General features: G+C 37.0%; 20 protein-coding genes. 5 read left to right on the top strand and 15 right to left on the bottom strand.

All coding sequences use genetic code 11. The annotated features are described in order from the left end of the window. Positions 1 to 222: 222 nt before the first annotated feature. From gldG to kbl, 4 genes are all read right to left on the bottom strand, one after another. The gene (gldG, locus tag JO178_RS03905; protein WP_291931916.1) at positions 223 to 1,893 is read right to left on the bottom strand and encodes a gliding motility-associated ABC transporter substrate-binding protein GldG; all 1,671 of its coding nucleotides are present in this window, start codon (positions 1,891 to 1,893) and stop codon (positions 223 to 225) included. Between the two features lie 4 nt (positions 1,894 to 1,897). Beyond that, positions 1,898 to 2,626 carry an ABC transporter permease gene (locus JO178_RS03910; protein WP_291931919.1) on the bottom strand — a complete coding sequence of 243 codons (729 nt, stop codon included), beginning with the start codon at positions 2,624 to 2,626 and terminating at the stop codon, positions 1,898 to 1,900. A 59-nt stretch (positions 2,627 to 2,685) separates the two neighbouring features. After that, positions 2,686 to 3,237 carry a CopD family protein gene (locus JO178_RS03915; protein ID WP_291931922.1) on the bottom strand — a complete coding sequence of 184 codons (552 nt, stop codon included), beginning with the start codon at positions 3,235 to 3,237 and terminating at the stop codon, positions 2,686 to 2,688. Between the two features lie 168 nt (positions 3,238 to 3,405). Further along, on the bottom strand, positions 3,406 to 4,602 hold the full coding sequence (gene kbl, locus JO178_RS03920; protein WP_291931926.1) for a glycine C-acetyltransferase: 1,197 nt from the start codon (positions 4,600 to 4,602) through the stop codon (positions 3,406 to 3,408). A gap of 182 nt (positions 4,603 to 4,784) precedes the next feature. On the opposite strand from kbl, the gene JO178_RS03925 reads away from it, so the two are divergent. Beyond that, positions 4,785 to 5,639 (top strand): cupin-like domain-containing protein, encoded by an 855-nt coding sequence (locus JO178_RS03925; protein WP_291931929.1) that lies wholly within the window; start codon positions 4,785 to 4,787, stop codon positions 5,637 to 5,639. Positions 5,640 to 5,674: 35 nt separating this feature from the next. On the opposite strand, the gene JO178_RS03930 is transcribed toward JO178_RS03925, so the two are convergent. The 9 genes from JO178_RS03930 to JO178_RS03970 form a co-directional block, all read right to left on the bottom strand. After that, positions 5,675 to 7,603: a M1 family aminopeptidase gene (locus tag JO178_RS03930; protein WP_291931932.1), complete on the bottom strand. Its 1,929-nt coding sequence runs from the start codon at positions 7,601 to 7,603 to the stop codon at positions 5,675 to 5,677. 86 nt (positions 7,604 to 7,689) lie between these two features. Then, positions 7,690 to 9,159, bottom strand: coding sequence for a D-alanyl-D-alanine carboxypeptidase/D-alanyl-D-alanine-endopeptidase (dacB, locus tag JO178_RS03935; protein WP_291931935.1), 1,470 nt, complete (start codon positions 9,157 to 9,159; stop codon positions 7,690 to 7,692). Between the two features lie 161 nt (positions 9,160 to 9,320). Further along, the gene (gene priA, locus JO178_RS03940; RefSeq protein ID WP_291931938.1) at positions 9,321 to 11,768 is read right to left on the bottom strand and encodes a primosomal protein N'; all 2,448 of its coding nucleotides are present in this window, start codon (positions 11,766 to 11,768) and stop codon (positions 9,321 to 9,323) included. 127 nt (positions 11,769 to 11,895) lie between these two features. After that, on the bottom strand, positions 11,896 to 12,804 hold the full coding sequence (locus JO178_RS03945) for an AEC family transporter (protein WP_291931942.1): 909 nt from the start codon (positions 12,802 to 12,804) through the stop codon (positions 11,896 to 11,898). Positions 12,805 to 13,082: 278 nt separating this feature from the next. Continuing rightward, complete coding sequence (locus JO178_RS03950) at positions 13,083 to 15,554, bottom strand: glycoside hydrolase family 2 protein (protein ID WP_291931945.1); 2,472 nt, start codon at positions 15,552 to 15,554, stop codon at positions 13,083 to 13,085. Next, on the bottom strand, positions 15,547 to 15,933 hold the full coding sequence (locus tag JO178_RS03955) for a GxxExxY protein (RefSeq protein WP_291931947.1): 387 nt from the start codon (positions 15,931 to 15,933) through the stop codon (positions 15,547 to 15,549). The genes JO178_RS03950 and JO178_RS03955 overlap by 8 nt, the downstream gene beginning before the upstream one ends. Before the next feature lie 310 nt (positions 15,934 to 16,243). Next, the gene (locus JO178_RS03960) at positions 16,244 to 16,906 is read right to left on the bottom strand and encodes a copper homeostasis protein CutC (RefSeq protein WP_291931950.1); all 663 of its coding nucleotides are present in this window, start codon (positions 16,904 to 16,906) and stop codon (positions 16,244 to 16,246) included. 16 nt (positions 16,907 to 16,922) lie between these two features. After that, the gene (locus JO178_RS03965; RefSeq protein ID WP_291931952.1) at positions 16,923 to 17,486 is read right to left on the bottom strand and encodes a hypothetical protein; all 564 of its coding nucleotides are present in this window, start codon (positions 17,484 to 17,486) and stop codon (positions 16,923 to 16,925) included. Positions 17,487 to 17,572: 86 nt separating this feature from the next. Next, entirely contained in the window at positions 17,573 to 18,574 is a 1,002-nt protein-coding gene (locus JO178_RS03970; protein WP_291931956.1) for a N(4)-(beta-N-acetylglucosaminyl)-L-asparaginase, read from the bottom strand. Positions 18,575 to 18,682: 108 nt separating this feature from the next. On the opposite strand from JO178_RS03970, the gene JO178_RS03975 reads away from it, so the two are divergent. The 4 genes from JO178_RS03975 (at position 18,683) to JO178_RS03990 (ending at position 22,409) form a co-directional block, all read left to right on the top strand. Continuing rightward, entirely contained in the window at positions 18,683 to 19,288 is a 606-nt protein-coding gene (locus JO178_RS03975; protein ID WP_291931959.1) for a Crp/Fnr family transcriptional regulator, read from the top strand. 199 nt (positions 19,289 to 19,487) lie between these two features. Beyond that, positions 19,488 to 19,844, top strand: coding sequence for a DUF3302 domain-containing protein (locus tag JO178_RS03980; protein ID WP_291931962.1), 357 nt, complete (start codon positions 19,488 to 19,490; stop codon positions 19,842 to 19,844). 5 nt (positions 19,845 to 19,849) lie between these two features. Next, positions 19,850 to 21,007, top strand: a complete 1,158-nt coding sequence (locus tag JO178_RS03985) for a biotin/lipoyl-binding protein (protein WP_291931964.1) — start codon at positions 19,850 to 19,852, stop codon at positions 21,005 to 21,007. Position 21,008: 1 nt separating this feature from the next. Beyond that, positions 21,009 to 22,409 (top strand): TolC family protein, encoded by a 1,401-nt coding sequence (locus JO178_RS03990; RefSeq protein ID WP_291931967.1) that lies wholly within the window; start codon positions 21,009 to 21,011, stop codon positions 22,407 to 22,409. Between the two features lie 546 nt (positions 22,410 to 22,955). On the opposite strand, the gene JO178_RS03995 is transcribed toward JO178_RS03990, so the two are convergent. Together JO178_RS03995 and JO178_RS04000 are read right to left on the bottom strand one after the other, a co-directional pair. Then, positions 22,956 to 23,444, bottom strand: coding sequence for a DUF6691 family protein (locus JO178_RS03995; RefSeq protein WP_291931970.1), 489 nt, complete (start codon positions 23,442 to 23,444; stop codon positions 22,956 to 22,958). Positions 23,445 to 23,470: 26 nt separating this feature from the next. Beyond that, complete coding sequence (locus JO178_RS04000) at positions 23,471 to 24,034, bottom strand: YeeE/YedE thiosulfate transporter family protein (protein ID WP_291931973.1); 564 nt, start codon at positions 24,032 to 24,034, stop codon at positions 23,471 to 23,473. Between the last annotated feature and the right edge of the window lie 3 nt (positions 24,035 to 24,037).

The following is a 24,037-nucleotide window of genomic DNA, read 5'->3' on the forward strand; positions in this document are numbered from 1 at the left end:
TAATTGTTCTGAGATTGCACAGAAATAAAAAACAGCTGGATCATCTGAGCAGGAATCTTTTTCCTGAATTTGAAAAATTAATACTACAAAATACAAGAGAGATTTTCACATCTCTCTTTTTTATTTAAGGTCTTGCCAATGCCTCATCACTCCTGATTATTTTATTATTTCTGCAAATACCAAATAAAAAAGAGAAGCTTACCGCTTCTCTTTTTTTATTATTTATCCGAACTTCCTTTTTCTCAGCCAGAAGAACAATCCTCCGATAAGACCGATAATTACTAATGGAAGCAATAAGTTCAGCCATTGCCAGTTGGCTTTTTCTTCTGTAATTCTATGTCTGTCCAGCAGTCTTTCTTCAATATTTCTGTTTCTTAATTCCATCAGATTACTGTCGTCCAGCAGGTAATCCAGTGCATTTCTCAGGAACTGCTCATTTCCGAACTGCTCGTTGGTGAGTAAATCTACTCCAAGAGGAAGCGGCTTTCCTTTGATCACTTTATTTCTTCCTACGTCTCCGTCTGCAATGACAATCATTTTATTTTCAGGACTTGTTGCTTTGAAACCGGGGTATGATTTTCTTTCAATCCTTGAAGCATAAGCAGAATTAAACTTTCCTTCCAATGAAACGGCAAAGATTTTTGGTGTACTTGGTTTTTCCATTTGTCCAAGACTGTCTACACTGGCAATTTCTTTTAAATCTACATAATTTGGCACCTGTTTCAGTAATGTTCTTTCACTGGATTCGAAAAGGACTTTTGTTTTGATATTTTTTCTTCCTCCTAAAGTGTCTATGGAAGTCGGAAATTCAAATTTTACAGGATTGATATTTTTAGTAACCGGATTATTATTTTCAGCAATTCCCAGCGGATAATAAGGCCATGGCAGGCTCGTATACTGCGGATTTCCGCTTACTTCACCGGTAACCAGCCTTAATAAGGCAAACTTCTTCACATCTTTCACCAATGCAGGATTGATTCTTAGTCCGTAATTGAAAAAGAAATCCGTCATATTGATATCAACCGGGAAAGGCATTACTTTTTTAGACCTTGTGAGCGTGTCCATTTCTGCATTTACAGCATCTATCATCCAAAGGGTTTTCCCTCCGTTCATGATATATTGATCAAGGATTACTTTTTCATTATCTGTAAAGGCTTTACGTGGTTTTGCAATCACAAGGGCACTCATTTGTTTCAGTAAAGGAATATCTGCTAATGAAAGTTCCGTCTGATTTTTAGGAATAATGGGACCGGCATCATAATTTTCCATTGCAAGATGTACGAATCCCTGAAATTCATCCGGACTTAATTCATCCTGATTCACCAGAATTCCTATTTTCTTTTTCCTGTCAGCTGCAATATTTTTGATATTGGAAACAAGGCTGTATTCGAGCCCTTCAATGGATCTTGTCAGCTGCTGGTCTGCATCTATTCCTGCCTGTTGTACGACCAGCGGGATGGAAACTCCTGCATCGTTATATTTGATAACCGCATACGGAAAAAGGGTAATCTGCGAGATTTTCCCGTCTTTCACGTCAGGAAGAATGGAAGGCTGCATTCCCATTGCCATCAAAGTATCCTGAGACATTTTAGTTTTGATAGGGTCTATAAATTTAAAATCAATTTTAGGATTGATTTTTCGGAACTCTTCCAGCATAAATTTTGTTTCGCTTTGAAGTTGTTTAAAGCTTGCCGGAAAATCACCTTCAAGGTATACTTCAACAGTCAAAGGCTTTTTAACAGACTCCAGTACCTTGATGGTATTATCTGAAAGTGTATATCTTTTTTCTTGGGTTAAATCTAATCTGATTCCAGAATATGTCAGAATTATAACCAAAGGAATAATAACGATTAAGAAAATTCCAAACGGAGATTTAGCATTGATCTTCTTCATAATTCTACTTCTTTTTGTTTATAAAATAATTAGACAATACTAATGACAACCCGATAACGAGAACGAAATAGGCTACGTCTTTACAATCAATGAGGCCTCTGGTAAACCCTAAAAAATGTTGGTAGAAACCAATATTCTGAAGAATAAAATCTGCACCACCCAGCAGTTTATAACTCGCCAGCTGCTCGATCCCGAAATACATGATAAAACACATGAAAACACCCAACAGGTAAGCCATGATCTGATTTTGGGATAATGAAGATGCCAGAATTCCTAGTCCGGAGAATGCTGCAATTAAAATGATCAGTCCGATATAACTTCCGAAGGTCATCCCAAGATCTATATTTCCTTCCGGAACTCCTAAAACATATACCGTATACAGATAAATCAGTGATGGAATAAGGCATAAAACGCCCACAATCCATACGGAAAGGAATTTCCCGCTTACCAGATCGGAGACTTTTAACGGTTGTGAGAAGAGCCAGTTCAGCGTTCCCGTTTGCTGTTCTTCAGCAAAAGTTTTCATCGAAAGGGCCGGAATAATAAACATCAACAGCCATGGAACCAATACGAAATAACTCTGTAAAGAAGCCATCCCGATCTCAAAGATATTAGAATCGTTGTCGAAAAAGAACAGAAAAAGAGTGGCTATCAGACTGAATGCTGCGATAATTACCCATGCGCTCCAGTTTCCGAAGTAACTCCAGAGTTCTTTCTTTAAAATTGCAATCATAGTTTTTTTGTAAAATGTGAAAAGTAGCCATGTCCTAACATGTACATCCTACTTCACAATTATTTGTTTTTTTTATTTTTATTAACGAGTTTCACTGTCATCATGATCAGAAATACAAGAACGAAAAATCCTGTAATTAATTGCCACCAGTATTCAATTACCATCGATTTTAAAATCACCGTGAATACCACCAGAAACAAAATGAAGGTAGCAATCTCATTGGCCTGTCTAAGTTTGATGTTGGCTATCTCCAGTGTATTTCCGTTAAGTATCTTTAAATGAAGTACTTTCTTCCAGCACCAGAAGTGATAAACTGCCAGACCGATAAGAAAGGTTAATTTTAAATGAAACCACGGCATTTTCATGAGACCTGGGTTCAGAAAAATCATCACCAGCCCACACACCGCCATAATAACACCGGCAGGAACTGTAATGATATTCCACAGCCTTCCGGCCATAAATGTATACTGCTCTCTCAGAATTTTCTTTTTTTCTTCCGGAAATTCATCGGTATCTTTATAGTACACAAAAATTCTTACGAGATAAAAAATTCCCGCAAAATAACTCACCATAAAAATAATGTGCAGCGCTTTGATTATTGTATAAAGCATTCAGAAAAAATTAAGAGCAAAGATAAGCTTATTCTATAATTGTTAAAAATAAAATTCTTTTGATCAGAAAAATATAATTAAAACTGTATTTATACCAAAAAGACTTCGGCTCGGGCAGCGAAGCTGCCGAGCCGAAGATAATATGTTACGAATCTGCCTAAACAGTGACTAAGAAATCACACCCAGCTCCTTTCCTACTTTTTCAAAAGCAGCAATTGCCTTATCTAAATGTTCTCTTGTATGCGCAGCAGATAGCTGAACCCTGATTCTTGCCTTACCTTTCGGTACTACAGGATAGAAGAATCCAATTACATAAATTCCTTCATCCATTAGCTTTTCCGCCATTTTCTGAGAAAGCGGAGCATCATACAACATGACCGGAACAATAGCAGCATCCCCATCAGGAATATCAAAACCTTTAGCTTTCATTTCCGTTCTGAAATAATCTGCATTTTCCATAACCTGATCACGAAGTGTTGTATCATCAGAAATCATATCCAATACTTTCAGGGCAGCTCCTACAATTCCCGGAGCTAATGAATTGGAGAATAGATAAGGACGTGAACGCTGTCTCAGCATATCAATGATCTCTTTTTTACCGGAAGTAAACCCACCTAACGCACCCCCAAGAGCTTTTCCTAATGTAGAAGTAATAATATCTACTCTGCCCATTACCTCATTCGCTTCATGGGTTCCACGGCCCGTTTTGCCGATAAATCCTGTAGCATGAGAATCATCCACCATTACCAGTGCATCATATTTATCTGCAAGATCACAAACTCCTTTTAGATTAGCCACAATACCATCCATAGAAAAAACACCGTCTGTAACAATGATTTTGAATCTATGTTTTTTTTCAGAAGCAGCAATTAACTGAGCTTCAAGATCTGCCATATCGTTATTTTTATAACGGTATCTTCCTGCTTTACAAAGACGAACCCCATCAATGATAGATGCATGATTCAATTCATCTGAAATAATAGCATCTTCTTCGGTAAACAACGGTTCAAAAACCCCACCATTAGCATCAAAAGCAGCCGCATACAGAATCGTATCTTCAAGACCCAGAAAATCAGCAATTTTCTTCTCCAGTTGTTTATGAATATCTTGTGTCCCGCAAATAAAACGTACAGATGACATTCCATAACCATGAGATTCTATCATATCCTGAGAAGCTTTCATTACTTCCGGATTATTGGATAATCCCAGATAATTGTTGGCACAAAAGTTCAAAAGCTTCTTTCCGTTGGCTTCGATTTCTGCACTTTGCTGAGAGGTGATGATTCTTTCTCTTTTGTAAAGTCCGTCATTCTCAATATTCTGAAGTTCATTCTGTAAATGTTGAAGGTATTTTTCAGAGATCATTTTAGTAATTTTTTAGATGTGCTAATTTACTAAAAAGGCAGTAAAATAAAACCTTTTATAAGTTTTATTCTACAAATCTGACTTTGATTTCAGTTTTAACAGCATTAGTCTACTAATTTAGTAGGATAATATTTATATTTGTTATAAATTTATAACATATGAGATTGACCCCTGTACAGAAAATGAAAAATATAAGTTCAAGAAATTTCATGAATAACTACATGAAGCCAGGTCTTCCTGTAATTCTCAAAAATTTTATAGATCAGGAAAGTCCCGCTTTTAAAAAATGGAATTACACCTATTTCAAAGAGATCGCAGGTGACCGGAAAGTAAATATATATGGCAGTGAACTTGATTCTTTAGACAGAGTCGCCAGTCCCCCTATCGCACAAACATCCTTTTCGGAATATCTTGATCTGATAGATTCAACCCCCACAGAACACAGACTTTTTCTTTTTAATTTATTAACTATCAAACCTGAACTCAAGGATGATATTTACTACAATGATGTTACCAACGGTAAAATATTAAAATGGCTTCCGTTTATGTTTTTTGGCGGCAAAGGATCAGTTACCCGAAATCATATTGATATCGACATGTCTCATGTATTCATCACCCAATTTCAGGGAATCAAAAGGATTTGGCTATTTCCCTGGGAACAGTCTGATCTGATGTATAAACTCCCGTATAATTTCCATAGCCTCGCCAATATTAAAACTCCCGATTACAGGCAATATCCCGCTCTTCTGCACTTAAAGGGTTATGAAGCCATTCTGCACCCGGGTGAAACACTTTATATCCCTTCCGGATGGTGGCATTATATACAATACGAAACGGAAGGATACTCCGTTTCAGTCCGGGCACTTCCATCAAGCCTGCTTGAAAAATGGCGGGGATTTAAAAACCTGGTGATTACACGAAATTTTGACAATATTATGCGAAATATTTTTAAAGAAAAATGGTTTAGATACAAGGTTAAGAAAGCTGAAACAAGAGGCAGTAAAGCGTTCAGAAAACAAAAAAGCTTTCAAGTATGAAAGCTTTTTGTTGTGATCCGTTGTATCAATACCTTTTAATGTTTAATGAATTTAATATTTTTATCATTAACGGTAAAGATATAAGTTCCCGGAATCAGCGCTGAAATTCCGATTGATTTTCCGGGCTGATAGATATCTTTTCTGATTAATTTTCCATCTATGGCATGAATAGAAAATTCAGCGGCTTTATTAATTCCTTTGATATAAAGTTCATTTTTAGCAGGATTAGGATACAACCCAAAATCTTCTTTATCTACTGAAGAAACACTCAAAGTATTATCCTGCGAAACCGTAGAATTCTTTTCTACAATCTGATATTCATAATTAAACTGAACACTGGCTACCGGAAATGATACCGCTTCTGTTATATACTGATTATTGGATGTATTATTCAATGCCAGATAAGCAGTCTGTCCTCCTGTTCCTGTAACCTTGACAGGCAGCAGCATTTCAAAAAAGTTTACGGAAGAATGACTTTGAGTCTGATTGATATTAAATATCACCTGATTTCCGGATTGTCGCCATTTAATAGTATAAGTCGGATAGCCCTGTCCGTAAATCCAGTCATTAAAAAACTCCGTAAAATCTTTTCCGGTAGACTGTAGCAGTGATACTTTGAAATCGGAAGTTACTACATAATTATAAGCCAAAGCAGGTCTTGCATGATAGTCTTTAAGGGCCTGATAAAAGGACGCATCTCCAAGCATCCATTTCAACATTCTTAAAACATAACCTCCTTTCGAATAGGTTAATCTGCTGTCAAATATTCTTCCTATACTGGAAAGGCCGGAATCCGGAACATATACACTGCCTCCCGTGCTGCTGGTGATATAATTAATCTGTCCCGATAAAAAATTCATAAAATCCTGATTGCTCATCAGTAATTTTTCATTGGCAAAATGTTCTCCGAATGTAGCAAACCCTTCATTCAGCCAGATGTCATTCCATGTACCACAGGTTACTTTATCTCCAAACCACTGATGGGCAAGCTCATGAGCGATAAGAGATTTCCCCCAGCTTCCCATAGAAGACATGGTCTGATGTTCCATTCCTCCTCCATTGATGTATTCCATATGACCATATTTTTCATTCCTGAAAGGATAAGGGCCGAAATAATTTTCGTAAGCATCCATAATCTGTTTCGTCCATTGGATATTTGCCATGCTTCCGGAGTTTAAACTTGTTGAGGGATAGACATAATTCACGAATGGAAAAGGAGGATTTCCCATCGTATCATTCAGTTTCGTATAATTGGTTATGCCCAGTGCAATCAGATAAGCCGGCGTAGCATACATTGTTCTCCAGAAAGTAAGTTTCTTACCGTTGGGAAGAGATGTTTCCGACATCATTTTACCGTTGGCTGCGACATTATACTGTGAAGGTGTTGTAATTTTAAAATCAAATCGTTCAATCTTATCATTAAGACTCTGTTTGGTAGGAAACCAGTCCTGAGCACCGTAAGGTTCGTTGAGAGTAGAAAAAATCGGATTTCCACCCTGACTTCCCGTCATTACAGTACTATAAACAGGATCCGGAGTACCGGAATACTGAATCGTCAGCGAATCCAGAACATTGGCAGGAACAGAAGCCGGAAAATCAATTTTAACTTCTTTTGTAGCGAGCTGCTGAAAAGGGATACTCGTCCCGTGATACTGGACCTGAGAAACCGTAAGTACATTCGTAAGATCAAAATAAATACTCCCCATAGCCTGACTGGGTTTAAAATGAGAAGTTACCGAACCTGAAACGCTATTAAAAGCAGGATCTATAGTCAGGTCCATTCTTTGATACTGCAGATCATAATTTAAGGTATTGGGATTCACATTTGAGGCGGTCATTCTATTGGTAAAGGATTTCATTTCCTTTTTAATAAGCCCTTTCCTGTCAATGTTTTGATCTTGCTTTTGCCCGTTATACTGTTGAGACAGCAACAATCCCAACATCAGGAGGTAAAATTTTCTCATATTTAGAAATATTGTAAGATTCAAATATAAAAAAAACCTTCTAATCATTGATTAAAAGGCTGTTATAATATTAAAATAAATATTTTTTAAAGGTCCAGAGCCGGCTCAAGAATTTTTTCCATTCTTTTCTTTACCATATCTACAGATCCGGCATAGTTATTAACCATTAAAGAAAAAACCAGGGTCTTTCCTGAATTAGTTTTCAGGTAACCTGCCAATGTTTTCACTTTATTCAGAGTTCCTGTTTTTGCAAAAACCTGTCCGTTTCCTCCTCCGATAAACATTCTTTTCAGAGTACCGGACTGTCCGCCTACCGGTAAAGAAGTCAGATAAGACTTATAGTACTTCTCATCCATTAAAGAGGTCAAAAACTTCACCTGAGAAATCGGCGTCACATTATTACTTCTTGAAAGACCGCTTCCGTCTATATAATTCAGGCCATTCATATCAAAACCGGCATTTTTCAGGTGACCAGTCACCACTATTCTCCCTGATTCAGAAGTCTGATCTCCCATTTTCTGGAATCCTACGGTTCTGAGTAATGCTTCAGCTAATGAATTATCACTATGCTGATTGGTGTAATAAATAATATCGCTTAATGTAGGTGATTTATAAGATGAGATCATTTTTCTGCTTTCCGGACTGGCATCTGTCATTTTTGGAGTTACTTTTCCGGTCACAGGAATTCCGCTTTTTACAAGTGCTGTTCTGAATGAATTTGCCAGATAAGCCGGTGCATCGGGAAGTTTCGTAGTTAAAACTCCGTCTCCGTCATATTTTTCAGCATATACCATCTGATTGGCATAAGGGGAAACATAGAAAAATTTTCTGTCTGTAGAAAAACCTCCTTTTTTAACAATCAGTTTTTCATTCGCGGGATTTATTCCATGAGTAGTTCCTACGGGCAGATAGTAATTATTATTCTCTAACCACACAACATTTTCCGGAAGCACTGAAATATTGCCTTTGAAAAGCGCTGTCTGAATAATAATATCACCATTTACCTTTTTAATCCCTTCTCGTGAAAGTCCGCCTGTAAAATCTGAAATAATATCCCTATAAGACCATGCTCCTGCTTTATTAGTACCTAAAGAAGGGTCGCCGCTGCCTACAATATAAAGATTTCCATTCAACACCCCATTTTCATCCACATTTCCCGAATATTCCAGCTGCGTCATCCATCGGTAATTTTCACCCAATAAATTTAGAGCGGTTTCGGTGGTGAGCAATTTTGTGGTAGAAGCAGGAACCAACGGAGTATTTTCATTATACGAAGAGATTACTTTCTTCGTTTTCGGGTCATACACTACGAATCCCCAGGTTGCATTTTTCAGCACAGGATCCGCCATCATCGTGTTTACATTAATGTCTACTAATTCTTTGGCTGACAAAACAGTTTTCTCCACCACCGAACTTACCGGTGAAGGAAGATTTAAACTGGTTTTCTGATTATCGTAAGCCTGAGAGTAAAGAACGGTAGAAACGGTAGATTGAGCCAGGAAAAAACCAGAAGCCAATACCGCTGCGCTTGAAATATATTTTCTGAAATTTACCATCTATCTTCTTTTTGTTCTATAGTTTTGACGCTATAAAAAATGATAAGTTAAATCATTCAATAAAACGGCCAAACACTTAATCAACGTCCAAAAGTAGAAATTATTGTTATAAAACGGATCACAACCGCCTTATAAAAGACTTTAAAGTTTGTTAAAAATTGTTAAAAATCAACAAAAACATCTTTTTTAATGCTTTGATATGCAGTGATTTCATCAAATTCTTTCAAACTTATCAAAACCAGGCTTTTAAACTTCTCATAGTTTTTCCCGCGGGGAAGTTTAAGCATAATCTGGAACTGATATAAATTATTCAGCCTTGCAATCTGAGCTCTTTCCGGTCCTAAAACACAGTCTTCCGGCAGATATTTTCTTAGGATAGATCCTAAAAACTGGGATGCACGGTCTACTTTATCCTCTCTTCGGTGCTTCAGCTCTATCATAATAAGTTTGGTAAACGGAGGATAGTGGAATTTCTGACGTTCCGTAAGAATATATTTATAGATTTTTGCAGGATTGTTCATCTTGATCAGCTGAAAGACAGAATGATCAGGATTATAGGTCTGAATCAGGATCTTCCCTTTTCCGGAAATTCTTCCGGCTCTTCCGGAAACCTGTGTAATCAGCTGATAAGCTCTTTCTTCTGCTCTGAAATCCTGTACATATAATAAAGAGTCAGCTTTGGGAATAGCCACCAGCTCGATATGGTCAAAATCCAATCCTTTTGAAATCATCTGGGTTCCTACAACAATATCCGTCTCGCCCTCTTCGATTTTTTCATAGAGCTTTTCATAGGCAAACTTCTTGCGCATAGAATCTACGTCCATTCTGTCCACTTCATTTTCGGGAAAGAGTTTGGAAACTTCTTCGTGAATCTGTTCTACCCCTACTCCTCTTTCATTCAGTTTTTCAGAATTACATTTCGGGCAGGTTCTTGGTTTTGAAGCCCTTTGTCCGCAGTAATGGCACTTCATTTCATTAGCTGCTTTATGATATGTCATTACCACATCACAGTTGGAACAATAATTAACATAGCCACAGCTCTCACATTCTATCACATTGGCATATCCGCGACGGTTATGAAGAACAATAGCCTGATTTTTTTCATCTATTGTCTTTTTAATTTCATCAATAAGTTTTGTAGAAAAATTCCCTGACACATTCTTGGATTCCTGTGCCTCTTTGAAATTGATCAGTTCATATTCAGGCAAATTCACATTCCCGAATCTTTCGGTCAGGAATATATACTTCATTTTATCCTTTCTGGCCCGGTAATAACTTTCCACAGAAGGTGTTGCAGAACCCAATATCACTCCCGCTTCATAAAATCCTCCGAGCATCAATGAAGCGTCTTTGGCATTGAAATAAGGAGAAGCTTCTCTCGGTTTATAAGCGGAATCATGTTCTTCATCCACAACAATCAAACCTAAATTCTGATAAGGCAAAAATAAAGCATTACGGGTTCCGATAAGAATCCTGATATCATTCTGCTTAATTCTCCGCCAAACTTCTACTCTTTCGAAATCGGTAAGTTTCTGATGATAAAACCCCAGCTGTCTGCCGTATTTTTTTTCTAATCTTTGGGTAATCTGTTTCGTCAGTGAAATCTCAGGAAGTAAAAACAAAACATTCTTTCCGCTTTGAATGCATTCCTCTATTTTTTCTAAATAGATATGGGTCTTTCCTGATGAAGTAACCCCGTGAAGCAAAACATTTTTCCCTTCTTCAAAAGCGGCATCAATTTCAGACTTGGCGATTTTCTGCTGTTCGGAAAGCTCTTCCAGCTCTTCGATTTCACCTTCATAACTTTCAATCCTGTCCTTCTGCATATAATATTCTTCCACAAGACCTTTATCTGCCAAAGCTTTAAGATGAGAGCTTCCGAAATAGCCATCTTCGAACATATCTGCCTTTTTGATCTGCTTTTCGGGATGTTCCGTCTGCTTTTCCAGAATGGCCAGAAACAGGTCTTTCTGTTTAGGAGCTTTATTAAGTTTTAGAAGAATCTCAGTAAGATTGCGGTTGCCTAAAACCTCTTCGTTAATTCTTACGTATGCTACTTCCTTAGCTTTATATTTTTCAGCAATTTTTTCGTCAATTTCGATATACTGCAGATCAATAAGAGAATTGATTGTTTTAATAATATCTTTTTTGGGAATAAATGCTTCAATATCGGCCAGATTGATCAGCTGCCGGACTTCCAACGCCTGAACAAGATACATCTCGTTCACATCCAGGTTTTCAAAATCGATGACAGCACCCGGCTTCAGTTTTAAATATGTTTCACTCTCCAGTTTCAATGAAGAAGGAAAAGCAAATCTGTAAATTTCCCCCAGACTGCACAGATAATAATCGGAAAGCCAGTTCCAGAAACGGATCTGTTCTTCCGGAAGAATAGGTTTATCATCCAGAATACTGATTACTTCTTTTGCGGTAAAGTTTTCAGGAGCATTATCGTGAAGTTCAAAAACAAGTCCCGTATAAATCTTTTTCCCTCCAAAAGGCACCAGAACACGCATTCCCAGCTGGATTTCAGGCATTAGTTCTTCAGGAACCTTATAAGTAAAAGATCCTTTCAAGTTCAGGGGTAAGACAATTTGGACGTATTGCAAGGGAAATATTTAAAGTGTAAAATTAAATCTTTCCTGAGAAAACTGCAACTTTGTTGAAGAGCTGTCTGAGACCAATTCATAAAATCTTTGATCTGCCGTCCTCTGCAGGCTCATCTTATAAATTATTTTAAAACAAATATTGAGTTATTTCATACCAAAATGCAGAGGTAAAGAACCCTACAATAATACTGACACCGATAATAAGGTTGGTCAGTTTCGTATTCAGCCTGAACTGTTCTGCGATGATACTTGAAGTAACCAGCGTAGGCATAGCTGCTTCAAATATGGTAATTTTTGCCACATCTCCCTTTATTCCAAATAAAAAAGCCATCCCCAAAACCATTGCAGGAGCCAAAATCAGCTTATAGAGCATGGAAGCTGACATTTGAGGAATTAATTTTTTCCAGCCGTTAAATTTCAGCTGTAATCCGACAGAAAATAGCGCTAACGGGCTCACCGTAGCAGCCAGTTTATCGAAAAGTGGCTCAGCAAAAGTTAAATCAAAGAACTGAGATAATACCAGTGCAGAAATACAGCCTATCAATGGCGGAAACGTAATTAACCGCTTCAAAATAAACACGGCGCTTACTTTCCCTGATTTACTTCCTCCTTTTACAGCAGCAATAATTCCTAATGTTGAAAGTGCGAAAAACATCGTCTGGTCACAGATAATTGCAATACTAAGAAGACCTTCACCATAGAAAGCACTAATCAGCGGAAATCCGATAAAGGAAGTATTGCTGTAACCGCTTGCCAGCTCTAAAGTACTTCTAGACCGTCTTGAATATCTCCTGCTTTTACTATAAAACATGACATAAAAGAAACAGAACACCGAAACCAGAAAGGTAGCTGCAATCGGAAACAACATTTCTGTCGTCCATTGTACTTTTGGCAGATATTTAAAGGAAACTGCCGGCAGAGCAAGATAAAGAATCCAGGTATTGATACCTTTATGGGCATCCGGGTGGATAGATTTTGTTGCTTTGAATATCATTCCTGCAATAATGCAAACTGCAATCAGAACAAAATTTACCATAACTATAAAGAAATATACGGCAAATTTACGGCTGATTTTTGAGTTAAAGAGGTAAAATTCATCTTTTTTTGGGTAGAATTTCTGCTGGCCCGAATACTAAAGAGCTTCCCACTCATTCTGTCATTTTAGATTTTAATAATTCCGGATGTTTTTCAGGATCACTTGCTGTTCCACTTTCAATACTTTCCTGAATTGTTTTTTTTGAGAAGCAGAAGCTTATTTCCTTCTTAAAATTACCGGCAAACTAATAGAACATATTTGCAAAATATCGTGATTTCTCAATTTTGAAAAGTATCAAACAAACTCATCACCTCAATGGTATCCAAAGGTTTTGAAAGGATAATCTTTCTTGATGTTTTAGGCAAAAGATCAAAAAAGTTATCACTAAAATGAGTATTTCCGATCAGGTAAACATCTTTTGCAAGAACATCTGTTGAAATTTCAATTTCTGTCGGAGATATTTTCTTTATTGTAATATTGGGCCGCGAAAGTTGTAAATCTTTAGGTTTCTTAAAGAAGAATAACGTCTCTGACTTCGATGAGCCATTCTCAATAATAACTTTTAAAACCGCTTTTGATAAATCAAATTTTGAAAAGTTTTCTTTTTTCACCTCCATGTGTTTCTCACCCGTATTGGCCAATAAACGAGCTGTTGCCCCTGCGGTCCAAAGAACCCTACCCTCAAAATCTACCAATTCCACTTTTGAATTAATCTGCATATCATCAAGCAAGTCATTGATACAATAAATACCATAACTTTCCGGCATTTCCGATACAGATACCAACATCGGTTCAAAACTTCTTTTTGCCTGATAATGAAAAGCCTTCCAGTTTCCCAGATAGTCAATAGATGACCACGAAACCACCGGCCAGCAATCATTAAGCTGCCAATATAAGGTTCCCATATTATAAGGTCTTGCCCGGCGATGAGCTTCTATGGCCATCTGCATTCCTTTTGCCTGCAACAATTGAGAAATGTAATTGTATTTTACAAAATCAGTTGGAGTCTGGTAATCCCGCTTCATATATCCGTTAATGATTTCCCAGCCTCTTCCATGTTTTTCGTGAGCTTTAATGGTTGAATTTTGCAGATTCAGATCCGGCACTCCAGAAAACATTGATGTGGTCGTTTCTAAGGTAGGCATTCCCTGAAATCCATATTCGGACATAAAACGCCCTACTTTTTCATTATAAATTTCAAATGGTTGTTCTCCCCACCAGACGCCCCAATAATGGGAATCGCCTTCGGTAAGACTTTCCTTATGCCCCCATCCGATGGATGGTGAACTCGGCCAATAGATGTTCTTATCTGCTGTAAGATTTTCTTTTAAAGCTCCTGGTATAACCTCATGAAACAACTTTTTATAATCCTTCCAAACCTGAATGGAATCATTTTTTGAATAGTTGAACTGTTTCTGATATCCCCAGTTGACAATGGCTTCATCAATCTCATTATTTCCACACCATAAAGCAATCGACGGATGATTTTGCAGCCTTTTGACCTGATCTTTCACTTCTTCCTTTACGTTATTTAAAAATTCTTCATCTGCAGGATAGAAGCTCCCCGCAAACATAAAATCCTGCCATACCAGAATCCCGTTTTCATCACAGGCTTTGTAAAATTCATCATCTTCATAAATTCCACCACCCCAGATACGGATCATATTCATATGGGCTTCTTTGGAATCTTTAACCAGTTTCTGATATTTTTCTTTGGTAATTCTCGGTGAAAAACTATCCGCTGGAATCCAATTGGTTCCTTTGATATACAATGGATTTCCGTTTACTTTAAAATAAAAGGATTTTCCTTTTTCATCCTTTTCCTGAATCAGTTCGATTGTTCTCAACCCTAGTTTCAAGGTTTTATCAGAAAGATTTTTCGAATCTTTTTGCAGCGAAAATTTCATATCATACAGATACGCTTCTCCCCAACCGTTAGGCTGCCAAAGTTTAGGGTTTTGAATGGTAAAGGGAATATCTATCTGATTTTGTCCTCTTTTTAATTGAATTATATTCGATTTATTATTAATGACAACCGCATATTTCCCTTCTTTATCTGCCTGTATTGAAGTATGGATATTTAGATCCGCAATGGTATTGGATAAATTTTTCTGCTCTATTTTTATATTTTCAAATTTTGCATTATTCCAAAATTCAAGTTGTATATCTTTCCAAATGCCGGTGGTCACCAATCTCGGGCCCCAATCCCATCCAAACTGATATTGAGCTTTTCTTACAAAACTCCGCGGTGATTCAGGCATGGTAAACGGAACCTTTTTAGCCAGTTCTTTTCCGGTATTGACTGCTGATTTAAATTTAATCTGCAACAAATTATCTCCTATTTTCAGATTCTGCTTTACAGGAATTTCCCATTTCCTGAACATATTATCTGTTTTTTTCAAGAGTTTTCCGTTAAGATAAATTTCCGAAAAAGTATCTAATCCATTAAAAACCAGGTTAACATTATCGTTCTTTAATTCTTTTGCTGAGATCTTGAAGTTGGTCTGATACTCCCAATCTTCATTCTCTATCCATTGTACTTTCTTTTCGTTTTCATCTTTGAAAGGATCTTCAATAATTTTATTATTCATCAAGTCCAGATGAACAGTCCCCGGCACCTTGGCCGGAAGCCAGTTATTATCTTTTGAGCTTTTGAATTGCCAGTTTTCAGAAGATAAATTCCTATCTGAAGATTGTGCAAAAAAGATATTTTGAATGAAAAGGAAAGCAAAAAGGATAGTTTTATTCATTAATAAGTTTATTTACAATTCTATGGATTCCATACTTAATAAGTTCAGTATTAAAGTTAATAAGTAATCCCAGTTTTATATCAGCCTGTTTCAAGTAGGTCAGTACCTGTGAGTGAAAGATCGGATGTAGCTCCAATACAGATTTCACTTCTATAATTACTTTATTTTCTACAATCAGATCAATTTTATAAGCGTTTTCTACCATTATTTCTTTGTATTTTAATGGTAAAGACACTTGTTGTTTTACATTAAAGCCTTGCCGTTTCAATTCATAAGCCAAAGCAGTTTCATATGCATTTTCTAGCAGACCAACTCCTAAGTTTTTATGTACTTCTATAGCTGCACCTATTATTTTGTAGGATAGTTCGTTTTCTGTCATTCATTCGTGTGTTTTTATAATTATTATTTATTTTTTAACGCAAAGGTTATTTTTTACAATGTTATATTTTAAGGGAGCTAAGATTAGATCAATTTGCAATTGATTTGATGAAGCGATCTTTTCTCCATAGCTTCGTCAGCGGCTTTGCCGCATATCTTTGCTCTGCTTAACATCAAAATAAATGATTATTAAACTTTGCATTTAAAATAATTATTCTTCATGTAGCTTAATAGTTCCTGGAACGAAGGAATCTCAATTATACCAGATAAAATTTCCTCACTATACCCTGAATGACAAATTGACTTATCTATTATTTACTCTTCAAAGCCACAACCTCATCTGCATTGGCAAAAGCACCACCGTCAGTGATGGCAGAGGAATGGAAATAACCTGCTTTTGTCAAGGCTCTTATTCCTTCAAGGTTTGAAGAACGAAGCCCACCTCCTATAAGAATTTCTATTCTCCCGTTAGAAAGTTCGACTAACTTTTTGAGATTTTCTTTTCCTTCGGATACATTAGGTTTCTGACCTGAAGTAAGAATTGTTTTAAAACCACACCCAATTACTTTTTCTAAGGAATCCTCCAACCCTTCAGCTCTGTCAAAGGCCCGGTGAAAAGTACAGGGAAAAGGTGCTGCCAATTCTACCAGGGCTTTATTTTGCTCCATATTAACTTCATCATTAGCATCCAGAATACCAAACACAAAACCATCTACCTTTAAAGACTTTAAGTGAATCAGATCACTTTTCATCTGTTCAAACTCAGCATGTGAATAGGTAAAATCTCCTCCTCTCGGACGAATCATCACAAAAATCGGGATATTTATTTTTTCTCTGAGCTGTTGAGTCACTCTAAAATCAGGAGTGGTTCCTCCTTCGCTCAATCCGTCGCATAATTCTATTCTATCCGCTCCGTTTTCAAAGGCAATCATTGCTGATTCCGGGTTAAAGCATGCTATTTCTATTTTTGACATTTCTACTTTTGTATACTTAATTAAACTTAGGTTCTTCCTGATAGACATCTGCAATTAAAAAAGAACCGTTCTCATTGATGACTTTTACTTTAATCGGATATTGAGCTTTAAGTTCTTTATCAGTAAGCATAACGTCAAACAGAAGACTATTTTCATTTTCAGAAATCAACTGACATTTTGTTACTTTCACCTCATTCCAATCCTGTCCGGCAATTAAAAAACCAACTCCAGTTCCGGCCTTTTTTGTATCAAACTTAGATTTCCATTTATCCTGAAATTCTTTTTCAGTAAGACTTCCGTCCACATCCAGATCAACATTCATAGCATCCGTTTTATAATCGAAATAATCTTTCGTTGTCATCTTCTGCATGTTCATTTCTTCGCTTCCGAGATCGCCTTTAAAATAGTCTGTAATACTTTTTTCCAACCATTTTTTCGCATCTTTCGCCTCACTGGCCTGAGGTGTTGCTTCCTGTATTGTTTTCTCTTCTATCGGAGGCTGAGCCTGTACTGCTCTTTCCTTCTTTTCTTCCTTACATGCTATCATTAAAAACAAGGAAGCCATAATCGTTCTTTTCATATTTTGTTTTGATCCTAAAGTTTTGGCTAAATAAGAATATGATATTTTGTAAAAACGGATAAAGTCCGCATCTATTGATATTTTTATTATTTTAAAGCAAATTCAGGGGTTTCAAGGCGGTTCCCTTTCTGATCATACACGGCAAAGTTAAATCCGTCCTGAATACAATAAGAACCATATTCTCCTTTTTTGTTGATTGCAATAAAACCGACCTGAATATCTTTCAAGTTTTTGTTTCTTCGCTGATTGATCTTTACAATTCTGTCTACTGCTTCTTTACAGGCTTCCTGTGGATTTCTCCCCTGCCTCATGAGTTCTACTACAAGATGAGTTCCCACCGTTCTTATGACTTCTTCACCATGGCCTGTTGCTGTAGCGGCTCCTACTTCGTTATCGACAAACAAACCTGCTCCGATAATCGGGGAATCTCCTACTCTGCCATGCATTTTATATGCCATTCCGCTGGTTGTACAGGCACCTGAAAGATTTCCCTGTGCGTCTAAGGCAATCATTCCTATGGTATCGTGATTCTCAATGTTTGCGATAGGTTTATATTGGCTTGTTTTCAGCCACTCCTTCCATTCTTTTTCTGATTCCGGGGTCAAAAGGTTTTCTTTTTTAAAGCCTTGTGAAAGGGCAAATTGTAATGCACCGTCTCCGACTAACATTACGTGAGGCGTTTTTTCCATTACCGCTCTGGCCACAGAAATTGGATTTTTAACATGTTCAAGACAAGCCACCGAACCGATGTTGTAATTATCATCCATGATACATGCATCCAGAGTCACTCTTCCGTCTCTGTCCGGACGCCCTCCATAACCTACACTTCTTTCTTTAGGATCTAACTCCACAATACGGACTCCTTTTTCAACGGCATCCAAAGCTTTCCCTCCTTTTCCAAGAATAGTCCAGGCTTCTTCATTGGCTTTTAATCCAAAATTCCAGGTAGAAAGAACGATGGGTTTGTTGACTGTTTTGGTATCAAAATGTTCCGGTAATTCGGCAGCCATCAGGTCCAATGGATTTACGGCAAGTGCTGCTGTTGCAATTCCCAGTTTTTTAATAAAACTTCTTCGGTTATTGTTCATGGTGTCTCAAATTGTTAATACCCACAAATCTAAAAAAAACTTCTATGAAATCCTCAACACGATGTAAGGAATATCCATCTATTATTTTTATATATCTTTACTGCTGTAATGGACTTATTTAAAACTTTCAGGAATATTGCTTTCTTTCAGGAATTATCTGACGAGGAAATTAATATTCTGGTTAGTATCAGTACCCCGAGACTTCTTCGCAAAAAAGAGAAGCTGGCAGAACCCGGTCAGTCCTTTAACCATTTATTCATCATGTCTCATGGGTTATTAAGATTTTTCTTTGACGATGAAAACGGGGTTGAAAGCAATCTTTTTTTACCCTCAGAAAAAGAAGCATCCATCATGGCTGCTCCTGAATCATATTCCGGAGAAACCGAAAGAAAATATACGATAGAAGCTGTCATCGAAAGCCAGGTCTTTCTCTTCAACAAGAATGAATTCGAAGACATCGCATTTCAGTACAGAGGCATTTATAATGTATACCTCAAATCTTTGAAGATGATCATTAACATCTCAAAGACCCGCATAGAACAGTTTTGTTCTGCCACTCCACATTCCCGTTATGAAGAATTTCTGGAAACAAGACCTTTCACTTCTCAAAATGCCAACAGAAAGTATATTGCTAATTTTCTGGGCATTACTCCCAACTCACTTTCACGCATGACAGCCCGTATTCATAAAAAAAGGAACGAAAGAAAAAAATAACTTAGGAATACTTTTTCTCACTTTATTCAATCTAATTTTGCTTCATCAAAATACTATCACACAATTAATTAAAAAACAAAATGAGAAAAACACCGCCTATTATTGAATAAGCTTTAATTTTCATTACCATTCAAAGTAACCACAATCCGGTTATCTTCTGTTTTACATTCAATATCATTTTACCTTATACAATTATTTTATGCAAAGAATTACAATCCTTCTTTGCCTGCTGTTATCATGCAATTTTGTTCAGGCATCAACAGGCAACTTAGAAGATAATATAGCAAATGCTGCATCATGGTTAATTTTACTTGTTTTACCCGTTGCAGGAATTTATCTTTTCTGGAAAGTTCATATCTATCCGGAAAAAGTAGCTGAGAAAAAGAATCATCCTCAGCTGAAAGCCATAAAAAGTATGTGCCTCCTTTCCCTTGTTTTTGGAGGCCTTTTATGGCCGGTTGCTTTAATCTGGGCCAACTATGATTACGAAACTCCCAATGACCCGAAAAAAGACACAAATCTTATCGAAGAAGAATTAATAACAACTGAAAATTAACAGACATGCTGGAATTACTAGTCGCAATATATGCCGGAATATGCTGGCTTCTCATCAAAAAATTAAAACTGATCCCCTGGACATTTACTACTCAGGTGGTTGTGTATTCATTGCCGATTTTCGGTTCTATAGCGTTGATATTAAGTTTAAATTATTTTTGTCCCATTACCTCTGACGTTAAAGTAGGAAACAGAAGTGTGGATATCACCACTCAGGTTCTTGGGAAAGTCAAAAAAGTGTATGTAAGCACCAATCAGGAGGTTAAGAAAGGTGATACTCTATTTGTCTTGGACAGAGAGCCTTATGTACAGGAAATCAAGTCACTGGAAGCTAAACTCAGCAGTATGAAAGCCACGGTAAGTTCTTACGATACAGATATCTCTGCATCCAGAAAAAATATTACCGGCTTACAATCGCAACTGGATCTCGCTAATAAAAGAGTGGTTCAGTATCAGGAATTAGTAGATGCAGGAGCAGCCAATAAATTTGATTTGGAACAGGCCGTCACTAATGTACGTGACTTGCAATCCAGAATCAGTGCTGCCCAATCTCAGCAGCAATCTTTGGAAACAAAATCTATGGCGTCTTATGGTGGAGAAAATTCATCTGTCTCCGAAATCCAGGCAAAACTGGACCAGGCAAAATGGAATTTAGCCCAAACAGTTGTTTTGGCTCCTACAGATGGTATTATTCCCAATGTTCAGTTGAATGAAGGGGCGATTATGGCTCCCTTTAAGTCGGCCTTTGTTCTCATTCAGAAGCAACAGTCTGTTATTGGATTTTTTGCTCAAAACGAACTGGAAACGGTAAAGCCGGGAGATGAAGTTGAACTGGCTCTTAAAACAGAGCCCGGCAAAGTTGTTAAAGCCAAGCTTGAATATGTTATTGACGCAACCAGCCAGGGAATTATGAATAATGCAGGAGGAATGCTTGGAGGGAACGGATCTGTTGCAGGGCTTCCCGATACGGCCAGACAATTACCGGAAACGGATGGAAAACTTATTGCCAAGTTTGTATTGGAAGACGACCAGAAACAGCTTACTGTGGGAGCGAGAGGAACTGCTGTAATCTATTCCGATCATATTAAGCCATTGCATCTTATCAGAAAAGTAATGGTACGTGTGAACAGTAAAATCAACTTCCTAATCCCTAAACTTCATTAATATGTACAGAAAATTAGTTGTATTGGGGATACTTTCCATAAGCTTAAGTTCATGTATAGGGTATAAAGAACCTACTAAAGAAAATATGGACCAACTTAAAGAAAAAAGTGAAATTGCTGCTCATATAGAAATTCCGGATGACTGGATATTTGACAGACAAGCGAATTCAAGATCACTTTCTTATGACTGGATCACGATTCTTAAAACACCTCAATTGGAAACCTTGATTAATGAAGGAATGCTGTATAATGCAGATCTCATCATTGCCAAGGAAAAACTTAATCAGGTTGAACTGGCTATGGAAATTGCGGGAAGTGATCTTTATCCAAGTGTAGGTGCTGTGGCTAATACATCCAACAATTTGGTCAGTGATGCTCAAATCCGACGTCTTGCCTTAAAAGCCAGTTGGGAAATAGACCTTTGGGGTAAAAATAAGTCGTCACAAATGGCCAGTACAAGCAATTATTTTTCTGCAAAGCATCAGAATGCATTATTGCATCAATCTATTGCCGGGATGATTGCTAAAGCCTATTTCCTGAATATTGCAGGAAATATTCAGGAAGATAAGATTGAAAGCTATATTCAGAAATCCAAAGACCTGGAAAAGCTGTATCTGATCCAGAAAAAAGTAGGAACAGCTAATGCCCTGGATTTGTCCAATATATCAGCAGAAATTATTTCTCTACAAGGATATCTGGAAAAGGTAAAAAATGCAAACGTTCAATCCAGAAGATCGCTGGAGCTGCTCACCGGAAAATATCCGGAAGGAAAACTTGCCACACAAAATTTCTTTAATTCTGTAAAAAATGATATTCCTGAGTCTTTCCCGCTTCAGCTTTTGGAAAACAGATCGGATATACAAGCCAGCCAGTTTCAGATAGAAAAGGCTTTTTACGAAGTACAGCAAGCCAAAGCAGCAAGACTTCCCTCATTAAGCATCAGTTCTTCTTTGGGAACTGCCGGAAGTAATGTGGAATCCATCAATTCTTTATTTTCAAATCCGTTATTAAAGGTAGGCAGTGGATTGGTTTCTCCGTTATTCAACAATGAAAAGTTAAAAAAGAATGTGGAAGTAAAAAATTCACAGCAAAAACAAGTAGTTGAAGAGTATTCCAAAGCGGTCCTGAATGCCTTAAATGAAGTAGAATCATCATTATCGAATTTACATTCTATTGAGAAGCAAATAATTTACAATACTAAGGCTATAGATGAATTGAAAAATAATATTGAATTAACACAGAAGCAAATAAAAGTAGGTTCAAATAACAGTTTTGTACTGATCCGTAAGCAACGTGATCTTCTTAAAAATGAAATGAGCCTTATCAATCTGGAGTTACAGTACAGGATTGAGCGCATCAACCTTTATATGGCTTTAGGAGCAGAGAATTTTATATATTCATAGTTTTATACTTCAAAAGACTGTAGATGTTTTCCTACAGTCTTTTATTTTTTCAACCATCCTATCAAATCTTTGCCTCGCCAGTAGCTTATCTTATAGGAAATAATAATAATATTGATTTATCATATTCTCGCAGATTGGGCTTCGTCGAACTTACGTTTCTCAAATTGAGATTGCTTCATGAACTACGTTCGAAAACTTTCAGTTTTGGTTCGCAATGACAATCTGCATCATCTGCGAGAGTTTTTAAAGCATATATACATTATTAATTGCTTGTTATTGCTTATATAAAAACGCAAAGTTTAATAATCATTATTTTTGATATGTAAGGGAGCAAAGATTGGAATCAACAAAGTTGATTCTGATGAAGCGAACTCTTAGCATATTACTTCATCAGCGACTTTGTCGCTTTCTTTGTTCACTAGGATATAAAATTAGAATTAAAAAACTTTGCGTTTAAAAAAATCATTATTGAAATTTGAATATATATCAAATCATTTGATTTTAAAATTCATTCTCTTTGATAGAATATCTGATTTTTTTTATTCTTTAATGAGGTAGTTTGTCTCTGAAATACCCATACACCCAGGTTCCGGCAACAGCACTCAACAAAGTGACAGAAACCGCTAAAGCTCCTGTTCCGATCTGAGCAAAGAGCGGTCCCGGGCAGGCTCCTGTAATGGCCCAGCCAAAACCGAATATCAGTCCCCCGTAAATTTGACCTTTATTAAATTTTTTAGGTGTCAGGGTAATGGGTTCTCCATAGATTGTTTTGATATTGAATTTTTTAATCAGCCATACTGAAATCACTCCCACCAAAACGGCACTTCCAATAATTCCGTACATATGGAAAGACTGGAGTCTGAACATTTCCTGTATTCTGAACCAGCTAATCACTTCCGCCTTCACAAAAACAATTCCAAATATTACGCCTGCTGTAAGGTACTTCAGATTGTGATACCATTTTTGCCTAACATCATTTTGATTCACACAAACTGCCTCCTGGTAGTGAATATCCTGTTCTTTTTCTTTTATCATGATTTAATTCCGTTTTAAAATTTAACTTATAAGGAAAGAATGACAGGCAAAATAAGGTTTGCCATAATAAACCCTCCTGTCATAAAGCAGATCGTTGCTACCAAAGACGGCCATTGTAAATTAGAAAGTCCCATAATAGCATGTCCACTGGTACATCCTCCGGCATATCGTGTTCCGAAACCTACCAGGAAACCACCTACGACCATCATCATAAATCCGCGTAATGTAAGAAGGCTTTCAAAGCTCATCAACTGCGTAGGTACTAGATTACTGTAGTCTGTAATTCCATATCCTTCCAACTCGGTTTTCAGATTGGGATTCACAGTAATCTCTGCAGGGTTTAACATAAAATTAGTGGCCATCATTCCTCCAAAGAAAATCCCCAGTACAAAAAATAAATTCCAGGCTTCTTTTTTCCAGTCGTATTTGAAAAAACTCACATTTGCCGGTATACACGCGGCACACAAATGTCTCAGCGAGGAACTGATCCCAAAGGATTTATTTCCCATAATCAACAAGGCAGGAACGGTAAGCCCAATCAACGGGCCTGCAATATACCAGGGCCACGGTTCTTTTATTATTTCCAACATATT

This window comes from Chryseobacterium sp., assembly GCF_019236175.1.
Classification (GTDB): Bacteria; Bacteroidota; Bacteroidia; order Flavobacteriales; family Weeksellaceae; genus Chryseobacterium.

Excerpts from the sequence above, each read along its gene's own strand:
- JO178_RS03950 (WP_291931945.1), bottom strand. The coding sequence starts at position 15,554 with ATGAATAAAACTATCCTTTTTGCTTTCCTTTTCATTCAAAATATCTTT.
- JO178_RS03960 (WP_291931950.1), bottom strand. The coding sequence starts at position 16,906 with ATGTCAAAAATAGAAATAGCATGCTTTAACCCGGAATCAGCAATGATT.
- JO178_RS03930 (WP_291931932.1), bottom strand. The coding sequence starts at position 7,603 with ATGAGAAAATTTTACCTCCTGATGTTGGGATTGTTGCTGTCTCAACAG.
- JO178_RS03985 (WP_291931964.1), top strand. The coding sequence starts at position 19,850 with ATGCTGGAATTACTAGTCGCAATATATGCCGGAATATGCTGGCTTCTC.
- JO178_RS03925 (WP_291931929.1), top strand. The coding sequence starts at position 4,785 with ATGAAAAATATAAGTTCAAGAAATTTCATGAATAACTACATGAAGCCA.
- JO178_RS03915 (WP_291931922.1), bottom strand. The coding sequence starts at position 3,237 with ATGCTTTATACAATAATCAAAGCGCTGCACATTATTTTTATGGTGAGT.
- dacB (WP_291931935.1), bottom strand. The coding sequence starts at position 9,159 with ATGGTAAATTTCAGAAAATATATTTCAAGCGCAGCGGTATTGGCTTCT.
- JO178_RS04000 (WP_291931973.1), bottom strand. The coding sequence starts at position 24,034 with ATGTTGGAAATAATAAAAGAACCGTGGCCCTGGTATATTGCAGGCCCG.
- JO178_RS03980 (WP_291931962.1), top strand. The coding sequence starts at position 19,488 with ATGCAAAGAATTACAATCCTTCTTTGCCTGCTGTTATCATGCAATTTT.
- JO178_RS03910 (WP_291931919.1), bottom strand. The coding sequence starts at position 2,626 with ATGATTGCAATTTTAAAGAAAGAACTCTGGAGTTACTTCGGAAACTGG.
- JO178_RS03995 (WP_291931970.1), bottom strand. The coding sequence starts at position 23,444 with ATGATAAAAGAAAAAGAACAGGATATTCACTACCAGGAGGCAGTTTGT.
- JO178_RS03990 (WP_291931967.1), top strand. The coding sequence starts at position 21,009 with ATGTACAGAAAATTAGTTGTATTGGGGATACTTTCCATAAGCTTAAGT.
- gldG (WP_291931916.1), bottom strand. The coding sequence starts at position 1,893 with ATGAAGAAGATCAATGCTAAATCTCCGTTTGGAATTTTCTTAATCGTT.
- JO178_RS03975 (WP_291931959.1), top strand. The coding sequence starts at position 18,683 with ATGGACTTATTTAAAACTTTCAGGAATATTGCTTTCTTTCAGGAATTA.
- kbl (WP_291931926.1), bottom strand. The coding sequence starts at position 4,602 with ATGATCTCTGAAAAATACCTTCAACATTTACAGAATGAACTTCAGAAT.
- JO178_RS03945 (WP_291931942.1), bottom strand. The coding sequence starts at position 12,804 with ATGGTAAATTTTGTTCTGATTGCAGTTTGCATTATTGCAGGAATGATA.
- JO178_RS03970 (WP_291931956.1), bottom strand. The coding sequence starts at position 18,574 with ATGAACAATAACCGAAGAAGTTTTATTAAAAAACTGGGAATTGCAACA.
- JO178_RS03955 (WP_291931947.1), bottom strand. The coding sequence starts at position 15,933 with ATGACAGAAAACGAACTATCCTACAAAATAATAGGTGCAGCTATAGAA.
- JO178_RS03965 (WP_291931952.1), bottom strand. The coding sequence starts at position 17,486 with ATGAAAAGAACGATTATGGCTTCCTTGTTTTTAATGATAGCATGTAAG.